The organism is Pseudomonas sp. Z8(2022) (assembly GCF_025837155.1).
Classification (GTDB): Bacteria; Pseudomonadota; Gammaproteobacteria; order Pseudomonadales; family Pseudomonadaceae; genus Aquipseudomonas.
The window spans coordinates 391,217-410,389 of record NZ_CP107549.1 but is presented as its reverse complement, the minus strand read 5'-3'; the positions used below and the strand labels follow the sequence as shown (position 1 = coordinate 410,389).

Sequence of the window (19,173 nt, the reverse complement as noted above, 5' to 3'; positions counted from 1 at the left end):
CGGAGCCCGAACTCATGTCTTCCCTGCCCAGTCTGCGCCTGAAAGCCAACGCCGACCGACGCCTGCGCGCCGGCCATCTGTGGGTGTACAGCAACGAGATCGATGTCGCCGCCACCCCGCTGCATGGCTTCACAGCCGGCGACCAGGCCATTCTCGAAGCGGCCGGCGGCAAACCGCTGGGCATCGTCGCCATGAGCCCGAACAATCTGATCTGCGCCCGCCTGCTGTCGCGAGACGTCAAGCACGTGCTGGACAAATCCCTGCTGGTACACCGCCTCAACGTTGCTCTGAGCCTGCGCGAGCGCCTGTTCGACAAACCCTGCTACCGCCTGGTGTACGGCGACTCCGATCTGCTGCCGGGCCTGGTGGTCGACCGTTTCTTCGATATCCTCGTGGTGCAGCTGGCCTCGGCCACCATGGAAGCGCACAAGGACGACGTGCTCGCTGCACTGATCCAGGTGCTCAAGCCCAGCGGCATCCTGCTCAAGAACGACTCCAGCGCGCGCGACGCCGAAGGCCTCGAGCGCTACGTGGAAACCGTCTACGGCGAAGTGCCGGAGTGGGTGGCACTGGAAGAGAACGGGGTGAAGTTCGAGGCACCGGTGATCGAAGGGCAGAAGACCGGCTGGTTCTATGACCACCGCATGAACCGCGCGCGTCTGGCACCCTACGTCAAGGGCAAGCGCGTGCTCGACCTGTTCAGCTACATCGGCGGCTGGGGCGTGCAGGCGGCGGCATTCGGCGCCAGCGAAGTGTTCTGCGTGGACGCCTCCGGCTTCGCGCTCGACGGCGTGGAGCGCAACGCCACGCTCAACGGCTTCGCCGAGAAGGTCACCTGCGTCGAGGGCGACGTGTTCGCCGCGCTGCGGGAACTCAAGGCTGCCGAAGAGCGCTTCGATGTGGTCATCGCCGACCCACCCGCCTTCATCAAGCGCAAGAAGGACATCAAGAACGGCGAGGCCGCCTACCGTCGTCTCAATGAAACCGCGATGCGCCTGCTCAACAAGGACGGCATCCTGGTCAGCGCCAGCTGCTCCATGCACCTGGAGGAAGACCACCTGCAGAACATCCTGCTGACCAGCGCGCGCCATCTGGACCGCAATATCCAGCTGCTCGAGCGCGGCGCCCAGGGCCCGGACCACCCCGTACACCCGGCGATCAACGAAACCCGCTACATCAAGAGCCTGACCGTACGTCTGCTGCCCAACAGTTGAGCAATCTGCACCTGCCGAGTGCGTTTCGGCAGGTGCCCCTTCCCCCACCCGCTGTTACCTCCTTCCACACCCGCCTCGCATCTCCTCCAGCATGGACTAGGCTTTAAGCTGCATAGCAGAGCGCTATCAGCGAAAAGCCATCATCTGGCTTGCTTATTGCTTTTGGCTATAGACATAAAGGATCACCGCCCACGAAGGAGGTGACTCGACTATAGAAGTTGGAGCCTTGGCCACGAGCCGGCTCCAGATTGCCGATAGCGGGGAGGAATATGACTGCGCAGGCTGGGAACGACGCGTTCCTGCGATTCACCAACGTCAAGAAGACCTACGATCACAAAACCCTGGTGGTCAAGGACTTCAACCTCAACGTGGCCAAGGGCGAATTCATCACCCTGCTCGGCCCCTCTGGCTCCGGCAAAACCACCTGCCTGATGATGCTCGCCGGGTTCGAAGACGTGACCAGCGGCGAGATCCTGATCAATGGCCGCAACGTCACCAGCATCGCCCCCTACGACCGCAACATCGGCATGGTCTTCCAGCAGTACGCGCTGTTCCCGCACATGACCATCCGCGAGAACCTCGCCTACCCGCTGAAGATCCGCAAACTGCCCAAGGACGAAATCAGCGCCAAGGTCGACCAGTATCTTGCGCTGGTCGAACTGCAGGCATTCGGCGGGCGCTATCCCGGCCAGCTGTCCGGCGGTCAGCGCCAGCGCGTGGCCCTGGCTCGCGCGCTGATCTTCGCCCCGGACATCGTGCTGATGGACGAACCGCTTGGCGCGCTGGACAAGAAACTGCGCGAGCAGATGCAGTTCGAGATCAAGCGTCTACACGAGCAGCTAGGTTTCACCGTGATCTACGTGACCCACGATCAGACCGAAGCGCTGACCATGAGCGACCGCATCGCCGTGTTCAACAACGGTGTGGTGCAGCAATGCGCGGCGCCGCATGTGCTCTACGAGCGTCCGGCCAACCTGTTCGTCGCCGACTTCATCGGCGAGAGCAACAAGCTGCCCGGCGTGATCGAGAGCGTGTCCGACGACCGTGTCACCGTGCGCCTGCTTGATGGCGGCGTGGTCACAGCGCTGAAGGCCAACTGCGCCGAGATCGGCCAGCCCACCACCGTGTCGGTACGCCCGGAGAAGCTCAACTTCACCAACCGCCATGGCGGCGCCGGCAATCAGGTCTCGGCACGCTTCGTCACACGGCATTACGTCGGCGAATACATCCGCTACCACTTCGAAACCGCCAGCGGCAACGAGCTGGTGGTGAAGAATCTGAACGACAGTTCAGCCCCGCAACTCAGCGCTCAGGAAGAGGTCGCCCTGACTTGGCTGCCGGAAGACAGCCAGGCCCTGGACCGATCGGAAGTGCCTGCGACGCTCTGATCCCACACAACTAGTAGAAGCAAATGGAGCACAGCAATGGCTAGATCACTGACTACCAGCGTTTCCACCTTTGCCCTGGTGGCGGCATTGGGTTTCACAGCAAGCAGCGCCACGGCTCAGGAAAGCCTCACCGCGGTGTCCTGGGGCGGGTCTTACGGTGCCGCGCAGAAGAAGCACGTCATCGATCCCTATCAGAAGGACACCGGCGTCAAGGTGCTGTTCGAGGACTACTCCGGTGGCGTGGCCGAGATCAAGGCCCAGGTCGAGTCGGGCAACATCCAGTGGGACGTGGTCGACTTCGAAGTGATCGACCTCGAGCGCGCCTGCTCCGAAGGCCTGCTGGAAACCCTCGACCACAGCGTGCTGCCGGCCGGCATTGACGGCACCCCGGCGGCAAAGGACTTCATCCCCGAGGCCCTGGCCAGTGAATGCGCCGTGGGCAACATCGTCTGGTCCGTGGTGTTCGCCTTCAATGAAGGCACCATTGGCGGCACCAAGGCCGAAAGCATCGGCGACTTCTTCGACCTGAGCAAGATTCCGGGCAAGCGCGCCATGCGCAAACGCCCGCAGGTGAACATGGAATGGGCGCTGATGGCCGACGGCGTAGCACCCGAGGAGGTCTACGAAGTGCTGTCCACGCCTGAAGGCCAGCAACGCGCCTTCGCCAAGCTCGACAGCATCAAGAAGGACATCGTCTGGTTCGACTCCTGGTCGCAGGCCCCGCAACTGCTCAACGACGGCGGCGCGGTGCTGGTGCAGTCGGCCAACGGCCGCTTCTACGACTCCATCGTGCAGGAGAAGAAGCCGTTCGTGATCGTCTGGGACGGCCACGTCTACGACCTCGACGCCTGGGCCATCGTCAAGGGCTCGAAGAAGAAAGAGCTGGCCATGGAGTTCATCAAGTACGCCACCGGTTCCAAGCCGCTGGCCGGCATGCCCGACGTGGCCTACGGCCCGACCCGCAAGTCGTCCATGCCGCTGACCGACCCGGCCGCCGCTCCGCACCTGCCGACCGCGCATCTGGATAAAGGCATCCAGGCCGGCTCCGAGTTCTGGGCTGACTACGGCGAATCGCTGGGTGAGAAGTTCAACGAGTGGCTGTTGAAGTGACGCAGTCGCCGCCTCGCCCAACGGGCGAGGCGGCCAAGGAGAGAAAATGCCTGCCCGCAGTGCACTTCTGCATTCCCTGACCGTCGGCGAGGCCCACCAGGCCGCCACGGCCCATCGCCGCAAACGGCTGCTGGCGTTTGCCTTCGTGGCGCCCCTGCTGCTGTTCATCCTCGTGACCTTCGTCGTTCCGATCGGCACCATGTTGTGGCGCAGCGTGTACCACCCGACCGTGGCCGAACTGATTCCCCTGACCCTGGCCGAACTCGAGCGCTGGGAAGATCACAAGCAACTGCCGGACGAAAAGACCCTGCAGGTCTTCGTCACGGAACTGCACGGGCTCAACGAACAACGCCTGTCCGGCAAGCTGTCCGAAGAGTTCAACCGCGCCTATACCGGCATGTCCAGCGTGGTCAAATCCACCGCCCGCCGTGTCGGCCGGCTGGACGAACAGAAGCTGCAGACCCAGGGCATACAGACGCTGCTCGATGCCCATCGCAACTGGAGCAAACCCGAGCTGTGGTACGCCATCGAGCGTGCCGGCAAGGTCTATACCTACGACTACTACCTGACCGCACTGGACCTGGAGATGCACCCCGACGAGGGCATCCAGGTGCGCCAGGACACGCAGATCTACCTGCAACTGTATTCCAAGACCCTGAGCATGGCGCTGGTCATCACACTGCTCTGCGCCCTGCTCGGCTATCCGCTGGCCTACTACCTGGCCGGCCTGCCGTCGAACCGCGCCAACCTGCTGCTGGTTCTGGTGCTGCTGCCGTTCTGGACGTCGCTGCTGGTGCGCACCACCGCCTGGATCGCGCTGCTGCAGACCAACGGCGTGATCAACTCCTTCCTCATGGGCATCGGCCTCACCCGCCAACCCTTCGAGATGCTCTACACCTCGTTCGCCACCGTGGTGGCCATGACCCATATCCTGCTGCCGTTCATGATCCTGCCGCTGTACAGCGTCATGCGCAGCATCGACCCCAGCTACATGCGCGCCGCGCTCAGCCTCGGCGACAAGCCGATCCCGGCGTTCATCCGCATCTATTTCCCGATGACCCTGCCCGGTCTCAGCGCCGGAGCCCTGCTGGTGTTCATCATTTCGGTTGGTTACTACATCACCCCGGCGCTGGTCGGCGGTACCGACGGGCAGATGATCAGCAACATCATCGCCTTCCACATGCAGCGCTCGAACAACTGGGAGCTGGCCGCCGCGCTCGGCTCGCTGCTGCTGGGGCTGATCCTGCTGCTGTACTGGGTGTACGACCGCTTCGTCGGCGCCAGCAATATCAAGTTGGGATAAGTACACGATGAAGATTCCCGCCTACTACGGCCTCTGGCACCACCTCGGCAACTGGCTGCTCAAGGCCGGCTCCTGGCTGGTGCTGCTGTTTTTGATCCTGCCGATCCTGGTGATCGTGCCGCTGTCGTTCAACTCCGAGCCGTTCTTCAGCTTCACCGAAGGCATGCTCAAGCTGGACCCGGAGGCCTATTCGCTGCGCTGGTACCGGGAGGTTTTCAACGACCCCAAATGGGTGCTGGCGATCAAGAACAGCTTCCTCATCGGCATCTTTTCCACTCTCCTTGCCACCGTGCTCGGTACCGTCGCTGCTGTCGGCCTGGCACGTGATGAGATGCCGTTTCGTCGTTTCATCACCGCCCTGCTGCTGTCGCCGATGATCGTGCCCCTGATCATCACCGCAGCCGGCATGTTCTTCTTCTATTCGGATCTCGGTCTGGCCGGCGGCTACCTCGGGGTGATCCTGGCACACGCCGCGCTGGGTACGCCCTTCGTCATCATCACCGTCACCGCCACGCTGACCGGCTTTGACTACAGCCTGGCACGCGCCGCGCTGAATCTGGGCGCCACGCCTGTTCGCGTGTTCTTCGACGTGATCATGCCGCTGATCCGCCCCGGGGTCATTTCCGGCGCGCTGTTCGCCTTCATCACCTCGTTCGATGAAGTGGTGGTGATCCTGTTCATGGCCGGCCCGCAACAACGCACCATCCCGCGGCAGATGTTCTCGGGCCTGCGCGAGCAGATCAATCCGAGCATCCTGGCCATCGCCACGCTGCTGATTCTGGTGTCCATCGCCCTGCTGGTGACCATCGAGCTGCTGCGTCGCCGCGCCGAACGCATGCGCGGCATCGAAATTCCTCAGTAAGCACCCGCCCGGGCAGCCTCGACCTTCGACCTTTCCCCGCCCGCCTCGGCGGGCGTAGAATCGCAGCATTCCTCGCCAGAAATCCTCCGGCGGGCCCGTGAGCCCCGGCCGTACGAACGGTGATCCCGTTTCGTCATGCAGCCTCCTGACACCGCGGCGATCTGCCGCTCGACGACGCTCACCGCACACATAACCGAATTAGTCGCAGGAATACCGTCATGCCCGATTACCGCTCGAAGACCTCCACCCACGGCCGCAACATGGCCGGCGCCCGCGCTCTGTGGCGCGCCACCGGGATGAAGGACGAAGACTTCAAGAAACCGATCATCGCCATCGCCAACTCCTTCACCCAGTTCGTGCCCGGCCACGTGCACCTGAAGGACCTGGGCCAACTGGTAGCCCGCGAGATCGAGAAAGCCGGCGGCGTGGCCAAGGAATTCAACACCATCGCCGTCGACGACGGCATCGCCATGGGCCACGACGGCATGCTCTATTCGCTGCCGAGCCGCGAGATCATCGCCGACTCCGTGGAGTACATGGTCAACGCCCACTGCGCCGACGCCATCGTCTGCATCTCCAACTGCGACAAGATCACCCCCGGCATGCTGATGGCCGCCCTGCGCCTGAACATCCCGGTGGTCTTCGTCTCCGGCGGCCCGATGGAAGCCGGCAAGACCAAGCTGGCCAGCCACGGCCTGGACCTGGTCGACGCCATGGTGATCGCTGCCGACTCCAGCGCCTCCGACGAAAAAGTCGCCGAATACGAGCGCAGCGCCTGCCCGACCTGCGGCAGCTGCTCCGGCATGTTCACCGCCAACTCGATGAACTGCTTGACCGAGGCCCTGGGCCTGTCCCTGCCGGGCAACGGCTCGACCCTGGCCACCCACAGCGACCGCGAGCAGCTGTTCCTGCGCGCCGGCCGCCTGGCTGTCGAGCTGTGCCAGCGCTACTACGGGAAAGGCGACGAGTCGGTACTGCCGCGCAACATCGCCAACGTCAAGGCGTTCGAGAACGCCATGATGCTGGACATCGCCATGGGCGGTTCGACCAACACCATCCTGCACCTGCTGGCCGCTGCGCAGGAGGCGGAAGTGCCGTTCGATCTGCGCGACATCGATCGCCTGTCGCGCAAGGTGCCGCAGCTGTGCAAGGTGGCGCCGAACATCCAGAAGTACCACATGGAAGACGTGCATCGCGCCGGCGGCATCTTCTCCATCCTCGGCGAACTGGCCCGCGGCGGCCTGCTGCACACGGACGTAGCGACCGTACACAGCCCGAACATGGCCGAAGCCATCGCCCAGTGGGACATCACCCAGACCAGGGACGAAGCGGTTCACCACTTCTTCAAGGCAGGCCCTGCCGGCATCCCCACCCAGACCGCGTTCAGCCAGAGCACCCGCTGGCCGAGCCTGGACGTCGACCGTGAGAACGGCTGTATCCGCAGCGTCGAGCACGCCTACTCGCAGGAAGGCGGCCTGGCCGTGCTGTACGGCAACATCGCCCTCGACGGCTGCGTGGTGAAGACCGCCGGCGTCGACGAGTCGATCCACGTATTCGAAGGCACCGCCAAGGTGTTCGAGAGCCAGGACAGCGCGGTCAAGGGCATCCTCGGCGACGAGGTGAAAGCCGGCGATATCGTCATCATCCGCTACGAAGGCCCAAAGGGCGGCCCGGGCATGCAGGAAATGCTCTACCCGACCAGCTACCTGAAGTCCAAGGGCCTGGGCAAGGCCTGCGCCCTGCTCACCGACGGCCGTTTCTCCGGTGGCACGTCGGGCCTGTCCATCGGTCACGCCTCGCCGGAAGCCGCCTCGGGCGGCGCCATCGCCCTGGTCAACGACGGCGACAAGATCCTCATCGACATCCCCAACCGCAGCATCAACCTGCTGGTCAGCGATGAAGAACTGGCCGCCCGCCGCGCCGAACAGGACAAGAAAGGCTGGAAGCCGGCGCAACCGCGCGCACGCAAGGTGACCACCGCCCTGAAAGCCTACGCCCTGCTCGCCACCAGCGCCGACAAGGGCGCGGTGCGCAACAAGGCGCTGCTCGACGGCTGATCGCTGCAGCAGATGAAAGCCCGGCCATGGTGCCGGGCTTTTTATTGCCCGCAGGTTTTGCATTGAGGCGTGTTCGGCCGCAAGCTGGCTTCTCGCTCATCACGGGAGAGTCCCATGCGCATCGGCCTGATCGCCGACACCCACAACCTGCTGCGGCCCGAAGCACTGGCGGCATTGCAGGGCGTCGATCATCTGATTCACGCCGGCGATATCGGCGGGCCGTCCATTCTTGCCGAACTGGGACGCATCGCACCGCTGTCGGTAGTGCGTGGCAACAACGACCAGGCCGCCTGGGCCGATGCGATTCCGGAAAACCTGACCCTGCGCTTCGGCGCGGTCAACCTCTATGTACTGCATGACCTCAAGCAGCTGGCCATTGATCCCAAGGCAGCAGGCATCGACGTGGTAATCGCCGGCCATTCGCACAAACCGCTGCACGAGGTACGTGACGGCGTGCTCTACCTCAATCCGGGCAGCGCCGGGCCAAGGCGTTTCAAGCTGCGTGTCGGTGTGGGCATCCTGCATATCGAGGATGACCGGGCACGCGCCGAGCTGATCACGCTGCTGGTCTGAAGCCACCCTGCACGCTGGCACGAGCCGTAGAAGCGGCTTCAGCCACGATGCTTTTGCGTCTCCAGGTCAATCGCGGCTAAAGCCGCTCCTACAACAAACCCGACATCACCGCTGCTCTGAATAGAAGGCGACAGGCTTACTAAGGCAAAGGCTTACCGTCTGTCCCTTGAAAAAAGCACATTTCGAGGCCATCTAGGCAGATACAGTCTTTTTCCCGCCTGATGGAGAATCCCATGACCCTCGACGAGCTCAACGCCATCCCCGGCGTGACCGCCAAACCCGACGCTGCCACCGCCGACTTCGTCTACAACCACACCATGATCCGCGTGAAGGATCTGCAAAAGTCGCTGGATTTCTACACCCGCGTGCTGGGTTTCACCCTGCTGGAGAAGAAGGATTTCCCCGAGGCCGAATTCAGCCTGTACTTCCTGGCCCTGATTGCCGACAAATCGCAGATCCCGGCTGACCCGGCCGCACGCCATCAGTGGCGCAAATCCATCCCCGGCGTGCTGGAGCTGACCTACAACTACGGCACCGAGAAGGATCCGGAGTTCTCCTACCACAGCGGCAACAGCGACCCGCGCGGCTTTGGCCATCTGTGCGTATCGGTACCGGACATCAAGGCCGCCTGCCAGCGCTTCGAAGACCTCGGCGTGGACTTCCAGAAGCGCCTCACTGACGGCCGCATGCGCGACATCGCCTTCATCAAGGACCCGGACGGTTACTGGGTCGAGATCATCCAGTTCACCGAAGTGATCTGATCGTCGCAAAACCCGACGAGGGGCTGCCTCCAGCGAGACAGCCCCTCGTTCGTTGCAGGGCTCAACTGACGCCCACGTAACGATCCGTCCGGTGATTGATCGCCAGCACCAGATTGAGCATCACCGCGCCCAGCACCGACAGCAGCACCTTGTCCGGCGACACCACGAAGATGGCCGCCAGGACGATGCCCGCGTCGATGGCCATCTGCACGGCGCCTGCACGCAGGCCGAAGCGCTCCTGCATGTACAGGGCGAGAATGTTCACTCCCCCCAGACTGGCGCGGTGACGAAACAGCATGAGCAGCCCGAGGCCCATCGCCGCGCCACCGAACAGCGTGGCGTAGAGTGCGCTGAGGTGGGCGAAGGAAACCCAGTGCGGCGTCAGTTCGGCCAGCAGTGAAACCAGCAGCACCGCGCAGCCGGTGCGCAAGGTGAAGCCCCAGCCCATGCGCCAGATACCAAGCAGGTAGAACGGCAGGTTGACCAGACAGAACACCAGCCCGAACGGCCAGCCGGCCTGATAGTTGGCCAGAAAGGCGATGCCGACGGTGCCACCCGTCAGCAACCCCGCATGCGAGTAGAAGGCGATGCCCAGAGCCACCAGGGCGGTGCCGAACAGCAAGGCCAGTGCATCCTCCCACAGCGGATGACGCACGAAGAGTGCGGCGACGGCGTTCGGGCGCGCGTCGATGGGCGATTGATCGGTCATCGAAATACCTGCAGCAAGATTCAGAGAAAATACGGCAGCAGCAAGGCAATGGCCGTCCCGCGCACTGGAGAATCAGGCGGCAGAGACGGCCGGATAGGTCGTTATTCTTATGCGCCGCGCCGTTCCCACACCTCGAAGGCATGGAACGGCATCTCGGCAGCGGCCGCATGCTCGACGCTGGAGGTCATGTGCCAGACCGCCTCGTCTATTTCCGGGAAGAAGGCGTCACCTTCCGGCTCGAGCCCCACCCGCGTCAGATACAGGCGATCGGCCTGCGCCAGCCCCAGTTCGTAGAGTTGCGCGCCGCCTATCAGCATCAGCTCTTCGGCGTCCTTCTCGCGCGCCCAGGCGTCAGCCCGCTCGATGGCCGCATCCAGGGTGGCGAATACTTCGGCGCCCTCAAGCGTCAGGCCGGGCTGGCGGCTGACCACGATATTGAGCCGCCCCGGCAGCGGGCGGCCGAGTGAATCCCAGGTCTTGCGCCCCATGATGATCGGCTTGCCCAGGGTCATGGCCTTGAAATGCCTGAGATCCGCCGGCAGGTGCCAGGGCAGTTGATTGTCGCGACCGATCACGCGGTTGCGCGCGAGAGCAGCGATAAGAGAAAGGGGTAGTGTGGTTTTCATGGCCGCGAGCATAGCAGAGCGCCCGGCGCACCCGCAGCCCACCTGTGGCCTGCCCCGTCGCCGCCAGGCTGCCGACATCAACGGCCCGTTCATCAAGCCCCGCACGCCCGGGCAAACCGCCCGGGTTCGCACCAGGGCGGATCAGGGGTTATTCTCACCCCCCTGATCAGAACGACGAGACGCCGCGTGACAGACGCCTCCTCCCCTACGCCGTTCCAACGCCTCTGGCTCAGCGAGACCATTCGCCTGCGCGAAGAGCACGCCGGCCCGCTCGAAGACGCCGAGGCCAATCGCCTGGCCCGCGCTGGGCAGGGCGAGCTGGCCGAACGCATCCAGCATCGCGCCCTGCTTCTGGCTCGCCGCGATGGTCAGTGGCAGGCGCTGCTGCACTGGCTGCAAGGCGCACGCCTGGCAGTTCTGCTGCTCGTTCTGCTGGCGCTGCTCAGCGGCGCCGGCCTGGCTCTGGCAGCGCTTGGCGACGGGCGCCAACCGGTCAACGTGTTCTGGGCCCTGGGCAGCCTGCTCGGGCTCAATCTGTTGATGCTGTTCGGCTGGTTGCTCGGCCTGCTGCTGAGTCGCGATCACCCCGGCGCACTCGGTCGTCTGTGGCTGTGGCTCAGCGAGAAGCTCGCGCGCGATGCCAGAGCCGCGCAACTGGCCCCGGCCCTGCTGTTGATGCTGCAACGCCAGCGCCTGACCCGCTGGGGCCTGGGCCTGCTGGTCAACGGCCTGTGGGCGCTGGCCATGCTTGCGGCCCTGGCCACCCTGCTGCTGTTGCTTGCCACACGCCGCTACGGTTTCGTCTGGGAAACCACCATCCTCGGCGGCGACACCTTCATCGCCCTGACCCAGGCCATCGGCGCCCTGCCCGCCCTGCTCGGTTTCAGCCTGCCGGATATCGACACCATCCGCGCCAGCGGTGATGCCGCCATCGCCAGCGAAGGCGCGCGCCAGAGCTGGGCCGGCTGGCTGATCGGCGTGGTGCTGGTCTACGGCCTGCTGCCGCGTCTGCTGCTGGCGCTGCTGTGCCTGTGGTGCTGGCAGGCTGGCAAGAACGCACTGCACCTGGATCTCGGACTGTCCGGCTACGAGGTGCTGCGCCAGCGTCTGCAGCCGGACAGCGAACGCCTCGGCGTTTGCGATCTGGCCCCGGCAGCGCTGCATCAACCGCAAGGCGGCGCCAACACTCAATCCGGCAGCGGCGCCCTGCTGCTCGGCCTGGAGCTGGACGACCGTCGCCCCTGGCCACCGGCGCCCTTGCCAAAGGGCGTAGCCGATGCCGGAGTGATCGACAGCCGCGAGCAACGCCGGCAATTGCTCGAGCAACTGACCCGCTTCCCCCCTGAGCGCCTGGCCATCGTCTGCGACCCGCGGCGCTCGCCGGATCGCGGCACTCTGGCGCTGCTCGGCGAACTGGCCCGCGCGGCTGCCGCCACGCGCATCTGGCTACTGCCCCCCGCACCCGGTGAGAGCCTGGACAGCGCACGCCTGGCCGACTGGCATCAGGCACTCGCCGCCCTGGGCCTGCCGCATGGTGACAGCGCGCCGTTGAGCTGGCTGGAGAGCGGCCATGACTGAACCGTTGAAACTCGCCCTGGTCGGCCACACCAACGTCGGCAAGACCTCGCTGCTGCGCACCCTGACCCGCGACGTCGAGTTCGGCGAGGTCTCGCCGCGCGCCAGCACCACGCGCCACGTCGAGGGCGCACGCCTGTCGGTGGACGGTCAGGCGTTGCTGGAGCTGTACGACACTCCCGGCCTGGAAGACGCCATCGCCCTGCTCGACTACCTGGAACGCCTCGACCGCCCGGGCGAACGCCTGGATGGTCCGGCGCGGCTGGCCCGTTTTCTTGAAGGCAGCGAAGCTCGTCAGCGCTACGAACAGGAAGCCAAGGTGCTGCGTCAGCTCATGGCTTCCGATGCCGGGCTGTACGTGATCGACGTGCGCGAACCGGTATTGGCCAAGTACCGTGACGAGCTGGCAGTGCTGAACATGTGTGGCCGTCCTCTGCTGCCGGTGCTCAACTTCGTCGCCAGCACCAGCCACCGCGAGGGCGAATGGCGCGAAGCACTGGCCCGCCTTGGCCTGCATGCCCTGGTGGCGTTCGACAGCGTGGCCCCGCCGGAGGACGGCGAGCGGCGCCTCTATGAAAGCCTGGCCCTGCTGCTGGAGCGTTCGCGCCCGCAACTGCAACGCCTGATCGAGGATCACGAGGCGCAGCGCCAGGCCCGACGCCAGGCCGGCAACCGCCTGATCGCCGAACTGCTGATCGACTGCGCTGCCTGCCGCCGCAGTGTCGCCGCTCAACCACTTTTAGAGCAGGCGGCAGTGGCCGAGCTGCGCGAAGCCATTCGCCAGCGTGAACAGCGTTGTGTAGAAGCGTTGTTGCGCCTGTATGCCTTTCGCAGCAGCGACGCCAAAGCGGCCGACCTGCCGCTGCTCGACGGCCGCTGGGGCGACGACCTGTTCAACCCGGAAACCCTCAAGCAGCTCGGCATCAAGGTCGGCGGTGGCATGGCTGCAGGTGCGGCCACCGGCGTCGGCGTCGACCTGCTGGTCGGCGGGCTCACCATGGGCGCCGCCGCTGCACTGGGCGCGGTGATCGGTGGCAGCGCGCAGACTCTGCGCAATTACGGGGAAAGACTGAAGGGAAAATTGAAGGGCCAGCGTGAGCTGACCGTCGATGACGCCGTGCTGCGCCTGCTCGCCTTGCGTCAGCAGCAACTGCTGGCGGCGCTGGGCGTACGCGGACACGCGGCAATGGACGCCATCACCCTCAGTGCCCCGCAGGAGACCCTGTGGCGCCAGGGCAGGCTGCCCGCGCCCCTGAACGTGGCGCGGGCGCATCCGCAGTGGTCATCGCTGAATCCAGGCGCACGCCTGGAGGACGCCGAACGTGCCGCACAAGTGGAACGTCTGCGCAGCGAAATCGCCATGCAACCGCCGGGCTGACGTCCACCCTGCCGGCGCAAGTCAGCCTCGCTCAGCTCAGACGGCCACCGGCGCCTTGATATGCGGGTGCGCCTCGTACCCCACCAATTGGAAGTCCTCGAAGCGGAAGGCCAGCAAATCCTTCACCTCGGGGTTGAGCTTCATGGTCGGCAGCGGCAGCGGCTCGCGGGTCAGTTGCAGGTCGGTCTGCTCGATATGGTTGGCGTACAGGTGACAGTCGCCGCCGGTCCAGATGAACTCGCCCGGTTGCAGACCGCAGACCTGCGCCACCATCAGCGTCAGCAGCGCATAGCTGGCGATGTTGAAGGGTACGCCGAGGAAGATGTCCGCCGAGCGCTGATAGAGCTGGCAGCTGAGCTTACCGTCGGCGACATAGAACTGGAACAGCGCATGACACGGCGGCAGCGCCATCTGCTCGACCAGCGCCGGGTTCCAGGCCGAGACGATCAGGCGGCGCGAGTCCGGATTCTTTTTGATCATCTCGATCAGCTTGGCGATCTGGTCGATGGACTCGCCATTGGGCGCCGGCCAGCTGCGCCACTGGTAGCCGTAGACCGGACCGAGGTCGCCGTTCTCGTCGGCCCATTCATCCCAGATGCTGACGCCGTTGTCCTTGAGGTACTTGATGTTGGTATCGCCCTGCAGGAACCACAGCAGCTCATGGATGATCGAGCGCAGGTGGCACTTCTTGGTGGTGACGATGGGGAAACCATCGGCCAGGTCGAAGCGCATCTGGTAACCGAACACGCTGTAGGTGCCGGTGCCGGTACGGTCTTCCTTGAAGGTGCCGTGTTCGCGCACGTGGCGCATCAGGTCGAGGTACTGCTTCATCAGATGGCTCCTTGTACGGGCTGGCGCTTGTAGGCGTAGGTGATCAGGCCGATGCCACCGAGGATCATCGGCAGGCAGAGAATCTGCCCCATGGTCAGCCAGCCCCAGGCCAGATAGCCCAGCTGGGCATCCGGCACACGCACGAATTCGACAATGAAGCGGAACACGCCGTAGCAGGCCGCGAACAGGCCGGACACGGCCATGGTCGGACGCGGTTTGCGCGAATAGAACCAGAGGATGGTGAACAGTGCCACGCCCTCCAGGGCGAACTGGTAGAGCTGCGAGGGATGGCGCGCCAGTTGCTGCGGATCGGTGGGGAAGATCATCGCCCAGGGCACATCGGTGGCCTTGCCCCACAGCTCGGCATTGATGAAGTTGCCGATCCGCCCGGCGCCCAGACCGATCGGCACCAGTGGCGCGATGAAGTCCATCAGTTCGAAGAAGCTCTTGCCGTTGCGCTTGCCGAACCACCAGGTAGCCAGCATCACCCCGATAAGGCCGCCATGGAAGGACATGCCGCCCTCCCAGACCCGCAGAATCTTCACCGGCTCGGCGATGTAGGCCGCCAGATCGTAGAACAGCACGTAGCCCAGGCGCCCGCCGAGAATCACCCCCATGGCCACCCAGAACACCAGGTCGGACAGCTTGTCCTTGCTCCAGGTCGCGTCGAAGCGCTCCAGCCGGCGCGACGCCAGCAGCCAGGCTCCACCGATACCGACCAGGTACATCAGGCCGTACCAGTGGATTTTCAGGGGGCCGAGGGCAATGGCCACCGGGTCGATCTGCGGATAAGGCAGCATCCAGGACTCCTTAGATGAAAAAACTCACGCCCACGCTCAGCAGCAGCAGGGCGAACAGGCGCTTGAGCAGCAAGGGCGACAGACGATGAGCCAGGCGCGCGCCCAAACGGGCAAAGAACATGCTGGTCAGGGCGATGCCCAGCAACGCCGGGAGGTACACGAAACCGAAGCTCCATGACGGCAGATTCGCATTGCCCCAGCCGGTAAACATGAAACTCAGCGCCCCGGCGATGGCAATCGGCAACCCACAGGCCGCCGAGGTCGCTACCGCCTGCTGCATCGGCACGCTGCGCCAGACCAGAAAGGGCACGGTCAGCGAACCGCCACCGATGCCGAAGATCGCCGATGCCCAGCCTATCACTCCGCCGGCTGCCGTCAGCGTCGGCTTGCCCGGAATACCTCGGCTGGCCTTGGGTTTCAGGTCCAGCGCCATCTGCACGGCAACGACGATGGCGAAGGTACCGATGATCCTTTGCAACACCGCCCCCTGGATCAACGCCGCGGTCATCGCCCCCAGCACCGTGCCGAGCAGAATGCCCAGGGTCAGCCAGCGAAACAGCGGCCAGCGCACCGCGCCCTTGCGATGATGTTCGAGCAGCGAATTGATCGAGGTGAAGACGATGGTCGCCAGCGAGGTGCCCACGGCCAGATGGGTAAGAATCTCCGGTGCCATGCCCTGGGAAGTGAAGCTCAGTACCAGCACCGGCACGATGACCAGACCGCCGCCCACGCCGAACAGACCAGCCAGCACACCGGCAGCCGAGCCCAGCACCAGATAGAGCAGCAGTTCCATCGACACCCCCCAAAACAAAGCGGCATGGTAGCGGAAATGCCCGCGCAACGGCACGCGGATCGACGGAACGGTTGCCGCCTGCAGCTCAGCTCGCTAGCCTGCCAGACTCCGTCCCTGGAGGAATGCGCATGTGTCTGATCGTCTTCGCCTGGCAGCCACAAAGCCCTACAGTGCTGCGCCTGGCGTCCAATCGCGACGAGTTCCATGCGCGCCCCTGCGCAGCGCTCGGCGAATGGCCGGATGCCCCCGGGGTATTCGCCGGCCGCGACTTGCAGGCGGGAGGGACCTGGCTCGGCGTCACAGCACAGGGCCGCTTCGCAGCACTCACCAATATCCGCGACCTGACGCAGAAGGCCGGACGCTCACGCGGCGCGCTGACGGCCGGCTACCTGCTGGGCGACGATCCGGCGCCGGCCTATCTCGACCGGATCATGCGCGACGCCGCCGAGCATGCCGGCTTCAACCTGCTGCTCGGCGACCGCCATCAGCTCTGGCATTTCAATTCACAGGAAGGTCGGCCCCGGCAGCTGCAGAGCGGCATCTATGGCCTGTCCAACGCCAATCTCGATACGCCCTGGCCAAAGCTGCTGCGCGCCAGAAGCGCGCTGAGCGAGCGCATCGATGCCGAGGATGAAGCGCTGCTGGAACTGCTGGCCGACAGGCATCAGCCGGCCGATCATCTGCTGCCGGACACCGGCGTCGGACTGGAGATGGAGCGTCTGCTGTCGACGGCCTTTATCGTCGGTGAGACGTACGGCACCCGCGCCAGTACCGTGCTGAACCTTGGCAGCGATGGCCGCTGGACTATCACCGAGCGCAGTTTCGGGCCGCATGGCGCGGTGCTGGGCGAGGTCGCGTTACGCGGGTAGCCCGACCGTGATACGGGGAAGGCTGTTCAGGCCTGGATATTGGAGGCCGGGTTGATCACCCGTCCCAGCCCCAGGTTGCGCAGCGCCAGGTGCAGGGTGCTGTAGATCAGATGCGGGTTGTCCATGGTCATCACCTGGCTCAGCAGCTCCTTGGCCTTGCTCTGGGTGATCTGCCGCAGCAGCCATTTCACCTTGGGCAGGTTGGTGGCGTTCATCGACAGCGAGTCGAAGCCCATGGCCAGCAGCAGTACGGCGGCCGCCGGGTCACCGGCCATCTCGCCGCAGATGCTCACCGGCTTGCCCTCGGCATGGGCATCCTCGACCACCTTTTGCAGCGCCTGCAGTACAGCCGGGTGGAGGAAGTCGTAGAGGTCCGCCACACGCGGATTGTTGCGGTCCACCGCCAGCAGGTACTGGGTCAGGTCGTTGGACCCGACCGAGAGGAAATCCACCTGGCGTGCCAGCTCACGGGTCTGGTACACCGCGGCCGGAATTTCGATCATCAGGCCGATGGGCGGCAGCGGCACGTCGGTGCCTTCGTCGCGCACTTCGCCCCAGGCGCGGTGCAGCAAGTGCAGCGCCTCCTCAAGCTCCTGAGTACCGGAAATCATCGGCAGCAGGATGCGCAGGTTGTTCAGTCCCTCGCTGGCCTTGAGCATGGCACGGGCCTGCACTAGGAATATTTCCGGATGGTCGAGGGTAACGCGGATGCCACGCCAGCCGAGGAAGGGGTTGTCTTCCTTGATCGGGAAGTAGGACAGCGCCTTGTCGCCGCCGATATCCAGGGTGCGCATGGTCACCGGCAGCGGATGGAAGGCCTGCAGCTGTTCGCGGTAGGTGGCGAGCTGCTCCTTCTCGCTGGGAAAGCGCTCGTTGATCATGAACGGCACTTCGGTGCGGTACAGACCCACGCCTTCTGCACCGCGCTGCTGGGCTCGGGCCACGTCGGCGAGCAGGCCGGTGTTGACCCACAACGGCATGCGGTGGCCATCGAGCGTCTCGCAGGGAAGCGCACGCAGGGCATCGAGCCCTTCGGTGAGCTGACGCTCCTCCTCGACCACATCGGCGTACTGCTTGCTCAGCAGCTCGCTGGGGTTGGTGAAGACCTCGCCGTGATAACCGTCGACGATCAGCTTGATGCCGTCGATCTTCGAGTACGGCAGGTCGACCACCCCCATCACCGTGGGAACACCCATGGCACGGGCGAAGATCGCCACGTGGGAGTTGCCTGAGCCGGTCACCGAAACCAGACCGACCAGTTTGCCTTCCGGCACCTCGCCGAGCATCGCCGGCGACAGCTCCTCGCTGACCAGAATGGTGTTGTCGGGATAGACCAGAGAAGTCTTGCGCTCCTCCTGCAGGTAGGCGAGCAGGCGGCGGCCCAGATCGCGTACATCGCTGGCGCGCTCGCGCAGGTAGGCATCGTCCATCAGTTCGAAGCGTTTGACGTGATCGAGCACCACCTGGCGCAGGGCGCCCTGCGCCCACTGGCCGGTGCGGATGATCTTGCGCACCTCGTTACCCAGTGCGGCATCCTCGAGCATCATCAGGTACACATCGAACAGCGCGCGTTCTTCCTTGCGCAGCTGGGTGGCGAGTTTCCTGGACAGATCCTGCATGTCCTCGCGCACCCAGCCCAGCGCCTTGTCGAACAGTTCCAGCTCCGAGGCGATGTCATCGACATTGCGGTCTGGAACTACATTGAGATCGGCCGGGGGCAGCACCACGACAGCGGTCCCGACCGCTGCCCCCGGCGCACCCGGCACGCCGACGAACTTGGCCTCCTGTACGCCCTTGCCCTGACGGCCCAGGCCACGAATGGTGCCGGTGGCCTCGGCATGGGCGATAACGCCCGCCAGCTGCGCGCTCATGGTGACCAGGAAGGCTTCTTCGCCCTCGTCGAACTGGCGGCGCTCCTTCTGCTGCACGACGAGCACGCCCATCACGCGGCGGTGGTGAATGATCGGCGCACCGAGGAAGGAGGCATAACGCTCCTCACCGGTCTCGGCGAAGTAGCGGTAACGGGGATGGCTGGCGGCGTCTTCGAGGTTCAGCGGTTCTTCGCGGCTGCCCACCAGACCGACAAGGCCTTCGCTGGGCGCCATGCTGACCTTGCCGATGGAGCGCTTGTTGAGGCCGTCGGTGGCCATCAGGACGAAGCGGTGGGATTCGGGATCCAGCAGGTAGACCGAGCAGACCTGGCTGCCCATTGCTTCCTTTACACGCTGCACGATGATCGACAGCGCCGCCTTGAGATCCTTGGCGGCGTTTACTTCCTGGACGATCTTGCGCAGCGTATTGAGCATGCTCGATTGGGGTCCGTA

Annotated in this window: 17 protein-coding genes; 11 read left to right on the top strand and 6 right to left on the bottom strand. The window is 64.7% G+C overall.

Going from position 1 to position 19,173, the window contains the following annotated elements:
* The first annotated feature begins 14 nt into the window (after positions 1–14).
* The 8 genes from OEG79_RS01905 (at position 15) to gloA (ending at position 9,268) form a co-directional block, all read left to right on the top strand.
* Positions 15–1,214 (top strand): class I SAM-dependent rRNA methyltransferase, encoded by a 1,200-nt coding sequence (locus OEG79_RS01905; protein WP_264147203.1) that lies wholly within the window; start codon positions 15–17, stop codon positions 1,212–1,214.
* A gap of 269 nt (positions 1,215–1,483) precedes the next feature.
* Positions 1,484–2,602 carry an ABC transporter ATP-binding protein gene (locus OEG79_RS01900; RefSeq protein ID WP_264147202.1) on the top strand — a complete coding sequence of 373 codons (1,119 nt, stop codon included), beginning with the start codon at positions 1,484–1,486 and terminating at the stop codon, positions 2,600–2,602.
* 36 nt (positions 2,603–2,638) lie between these two features.
* Complete coding sequence (locus OEG79_RS01895) at positions 2,639–3,712, top strand: ABC transporter substrate-binding protein (protein ID WP_264147201.1); 1,074 nt, start codon at positions 2,639–2,641, stop codon at positions 3,710–3,712.
* A 67-nt stretch (positions 3,713–3,779) separates the two neighbouring features.
* Positions 3,780–5,015 carry an ABC transporter permease gene (locus tag OEG79_RS01890; protein ID WP_318840866.1) on the top strand — a complete coding sequence of 412 codons (1,236 nt, stop codon included), beginning with the start codon at positions 3,780–3,782 and terminating at the stop codon, positions 5,013–5,015.
* Positions 5,016–5,022: 7 nt separating this feature from the next.
* On the top strand, positions 5,023–5,877 hold the full coding sequence (locus OEG79_RS01885; RefSeq protein WP_264147199.1) for an ABC transporter permease: 855 nt from the start codon (positions 5,023–5,025) through the stop codon (positions 5,875–5,877).
* Between the two features lie 218 nt (positions 5,878–6,095).
* Complete coding sequence (gene ilvD, locus OEG79_RS01880) at positions 6,096–7,934, top strand: dihydroxy-acid dehydratase (RefSeq protein WP_264147198.1); 1,839 nt, start codon at positions 6,096–6,098, stop codon at positions 7,932–7,934.
* 114 nt (positions 7,935–8,048) lie between these two features.
* A complete protein-coding gene (locus OEG79_RS01875) occupies positions 8,049–8,507 on the top strand; it encodes a metallophosphoesterase family protein (RefSeq protein WP_264147197.1) in 459 nt (152 codons plus the stop codon).
* 233 nt (positions 8,508–8,740) lie between these two features.
* On the top strand, positions 8,741–9,268 hold the full coding sequence (gene gloA / locus OEG79_RS01870) for a lactoylglutathione lyase (protein ID WP_264147196.1): 528 nt from the start codon (positions 8,741–8,743) through the stop codon (positions 9,266–9,268).
* 61 nt (positions 9,269–9,329) lie between these two features.
* On the opposite strand, the gene OEG79_RS01865 is transcribed toward gloA, so the two are convergent.
* Entirely contained in the window at positions 9,330–9,977 is a 648-nt protein-coding gene (locus OEG79_RS01865; protein WP_264147195.1) for a YitT family protein, read from the bottom strand.
* A gap of 107 nt (positions 9,978–10,084) precedes the next feature.
* Positions 10,085–10,615 (bottom strand): dihydrofolate reductase, encoded by a 531-nt coding sequence (locus OEG79_RS01860; RefSeq protein WP_264147194.1) that lies wholly within the window; start codon positions 10,613–10,615, stop codon positions 10,085–10,087.
* 174 nt (positions 10,616–10,789) lie between these two features.
* On the opposite strand from OEG79_RS01860, the gene OEG79_RS01855 reads away from it, so the two are divergent.
* Positions 10,790–12,181 (top strand): DUF2868 domain-containing protein, encoded by a 1,392-nt coding sequence (locus OEG79_RS01855; RefSeq protein ID WP_264147193.1) that lies wholly within the window; start codon positions 10,790–10,792, stop codon positions 12,179–12,181.
* Complete coding sequence (locus OEG79_RS01850; protein WP_264147192.1) at positions 12,174–13,556, top strand: GTPase/DUF3482 domain-containing protein; 1,383 nt, start codon at positions 12,174–12,176, stop codon at positions 13,554–13,556. The genes OEG79_RS01855 and OEG79_RS01850 overlap by 8 nt, the downstream gene beginning before the upstream one ends.
* Before the next feature lie 36 nt (positions 13,557–13,592).
* Here OEG79_RS01850 and OEG79_RS01845 read toward each other — a convergent pair whose 3' ends face one another.
* Genes OEG79_RS01845 through OEG79_RS01835 form a run of 3 tightly spaced genes read right to left on the bottom strand, consistent with a single transcriptional unit; the run spans position 13,593 to position 15,980 of the window.
* Positions 13,593–14,387, bottom strand: a complete 795-nt coding sequence (locus tag OEG79_RS01845; RefSeq protein WP_264147191.1) for a thymidylate synthase — start codon at positions 14,385–14,387, stop codon at positions 13,593–13,595.
* The gene (gene lgt, locus OEG79_RS01840; protein ID WP_264147190.1) at positions 14,387–15,187 is read right to left on the bottom strand and encodes a prolipoprotein diacylglyceryl transferase; all 801 of its coding nucleotides are present in this window, start codon (positions 15,185–15,187) and stop codon (positions 14,387–14,389) included. The genes OEG79_RS01845 and lgt overlap by 1 nt, the downstream gene beginning before the upstream one ends.
* A 10-nt stretch (positions 15,188–15,197) precedes the next feature.
* Complete coding sequence (locus OEG79_RS01835) at positions 15,198–15,980, bottom strand: sulfite exporter TauE/SafE family protein (protein ID WP_264147189.1); 783 nt, start codon at positions 15,978–15,980, stop codon at positions 15,198–15,200.
* Between the two features lie 128 nt (positions 15,981–16,108).
* Here OEG79_RS01835 and OEG79_RS01830 point away from each other — a divergent pair, with 128 nt between their 5' ends.
* Positions 16,109–16,849 (top strand): NRDE family protein, encoded by a 741-nt coding sequence (locus OEG79_RS01830; protein WP_264147188.1) that lies wholly within the window; start codon positions 16,109–16,111, stop codon positions 16,847–16,849.
* 26 nt (positions 16,850–16,875) lie between these two features.
* On the opposite strand, the gene ptsP is transcribed toward OEG79_RS01830, so the two are convergent.
* Positions 16,876–19,155, bottom strand: a complete 2,280-nt coding sequence (ptsP, locus tag OEG79_RS01825) for a phosphoenolpyruvate--protein phosphotransferase (RefSeq protein ID WP_264147187.1) — start codon at positions 19,153–19,155, stop codon at positions 16,876–16,878.
* Positions 19,156–19,173: the final 18 nt, after the last annotated feature.

Bases quoted from the DNA above. Each gene is read 5' to 3' on its own strand.
- OEG79_RS01905 (WP_264147203.1), top strand. From the start codon at position 15: ATGTCTTCCCTGCCCAGTCTGCGCCTGAAAGCCAACGCCGACCGACGC.
- OEG79_RS01900 (WP_264147202.1), top strand. From the start codon at position 1,484: ATGACTGCGCAGGCTGGGAACGACGCGTTCCTGCGATTCACCAACGTC.
- OEG79_RS01895 (WP_264147201.1), top strand. From the start codon at position 2,639: ATGGCTAGATCACTGACTACCAGCGTTTCCACCTTTGCCCTGGTGGCG.
- OEG79_RS01885 (WP_264147199.1), top strand. From the start codon at position 5,023: ATGAAGATTCCCGCCTACTACGGCCTCTGGCACCACCTCGGCAACTGG.
- ilvD (WP_264147198.1), top strand. From the start codon at position 6,096: ATGCCCGATTACCGCTCGAAGACCTCCACCCACGGCCGCAACATGGCC.
- OEG79_RS01875 (WP_264147197.1), top strand. From the start codon at position 8,049: ATGCGCATCGGCCTGATCGCCGACACCCACAACCTGCTGCGGCCCGAA.
- gloA (WP_264147196.1), top strand. From the start codon at position 8,741: ATGACCCTCGACGAGCTCAACGCCATCCCCGGCGTGACCGCCAAACCC.
- OEG79_RS01865 (WP_264147195.1), bottom strand. From the start codon at position 9,977: ATGACCGATCAATCGCCCATCGACGCGCGCCCGAACGCCGTCGCCGCA.
- OEG79_RS01860 (WP_264147194.1), bottom strand. From the start codon at position 10,615: ATGCTCGCGGCCATGAAAACCACACTACCCCTTTCTCTTATCGCTGCT.
- OEG79_RS01850 (WP_264147192.1), top strand. From the start codon at position 12,174: ATGACTGAACCGTTGAAACTCGCCCTGGTCGGCCACACCAACGTCGGC.
- OEG79_RS01845 (WP_264147191.1), bottom strand. From the start codon at position 14,387: ATGAAGCAGTACCTCGACCTGATGCGCCACGTGCGCGAACACGGCACC.
- lgt (WP_264147190.1), bottom strand. From the start codon at position 15,187: ATGCTGCCTTATCCGCAGATCGACCCGGTGGCCATTGCCCTCGGCCCC.
- OEG79_RS01835 (WP_264147189.1), bottom strand. From the start codon at position 15,980: ATGGAACTGCTGCTCTATCTGGTGCTGGGCTCGGCTGCCGGTGTGCTG.
- OEG79_RS01830 (WP_264147188.1), top strand. From the start codon at position 16,109: ATGTGTCTGATCGTCTTCGCCTGGCAGCCACAAAGCCCTACAGTGCTG.
- ptsP (WP_264147187.1), bottom strand. From the start codon at position 19,155: ATGCTCAATACGCTGCGCAAGATCGTCCAGGAAGTAAACGCCGCCAAG.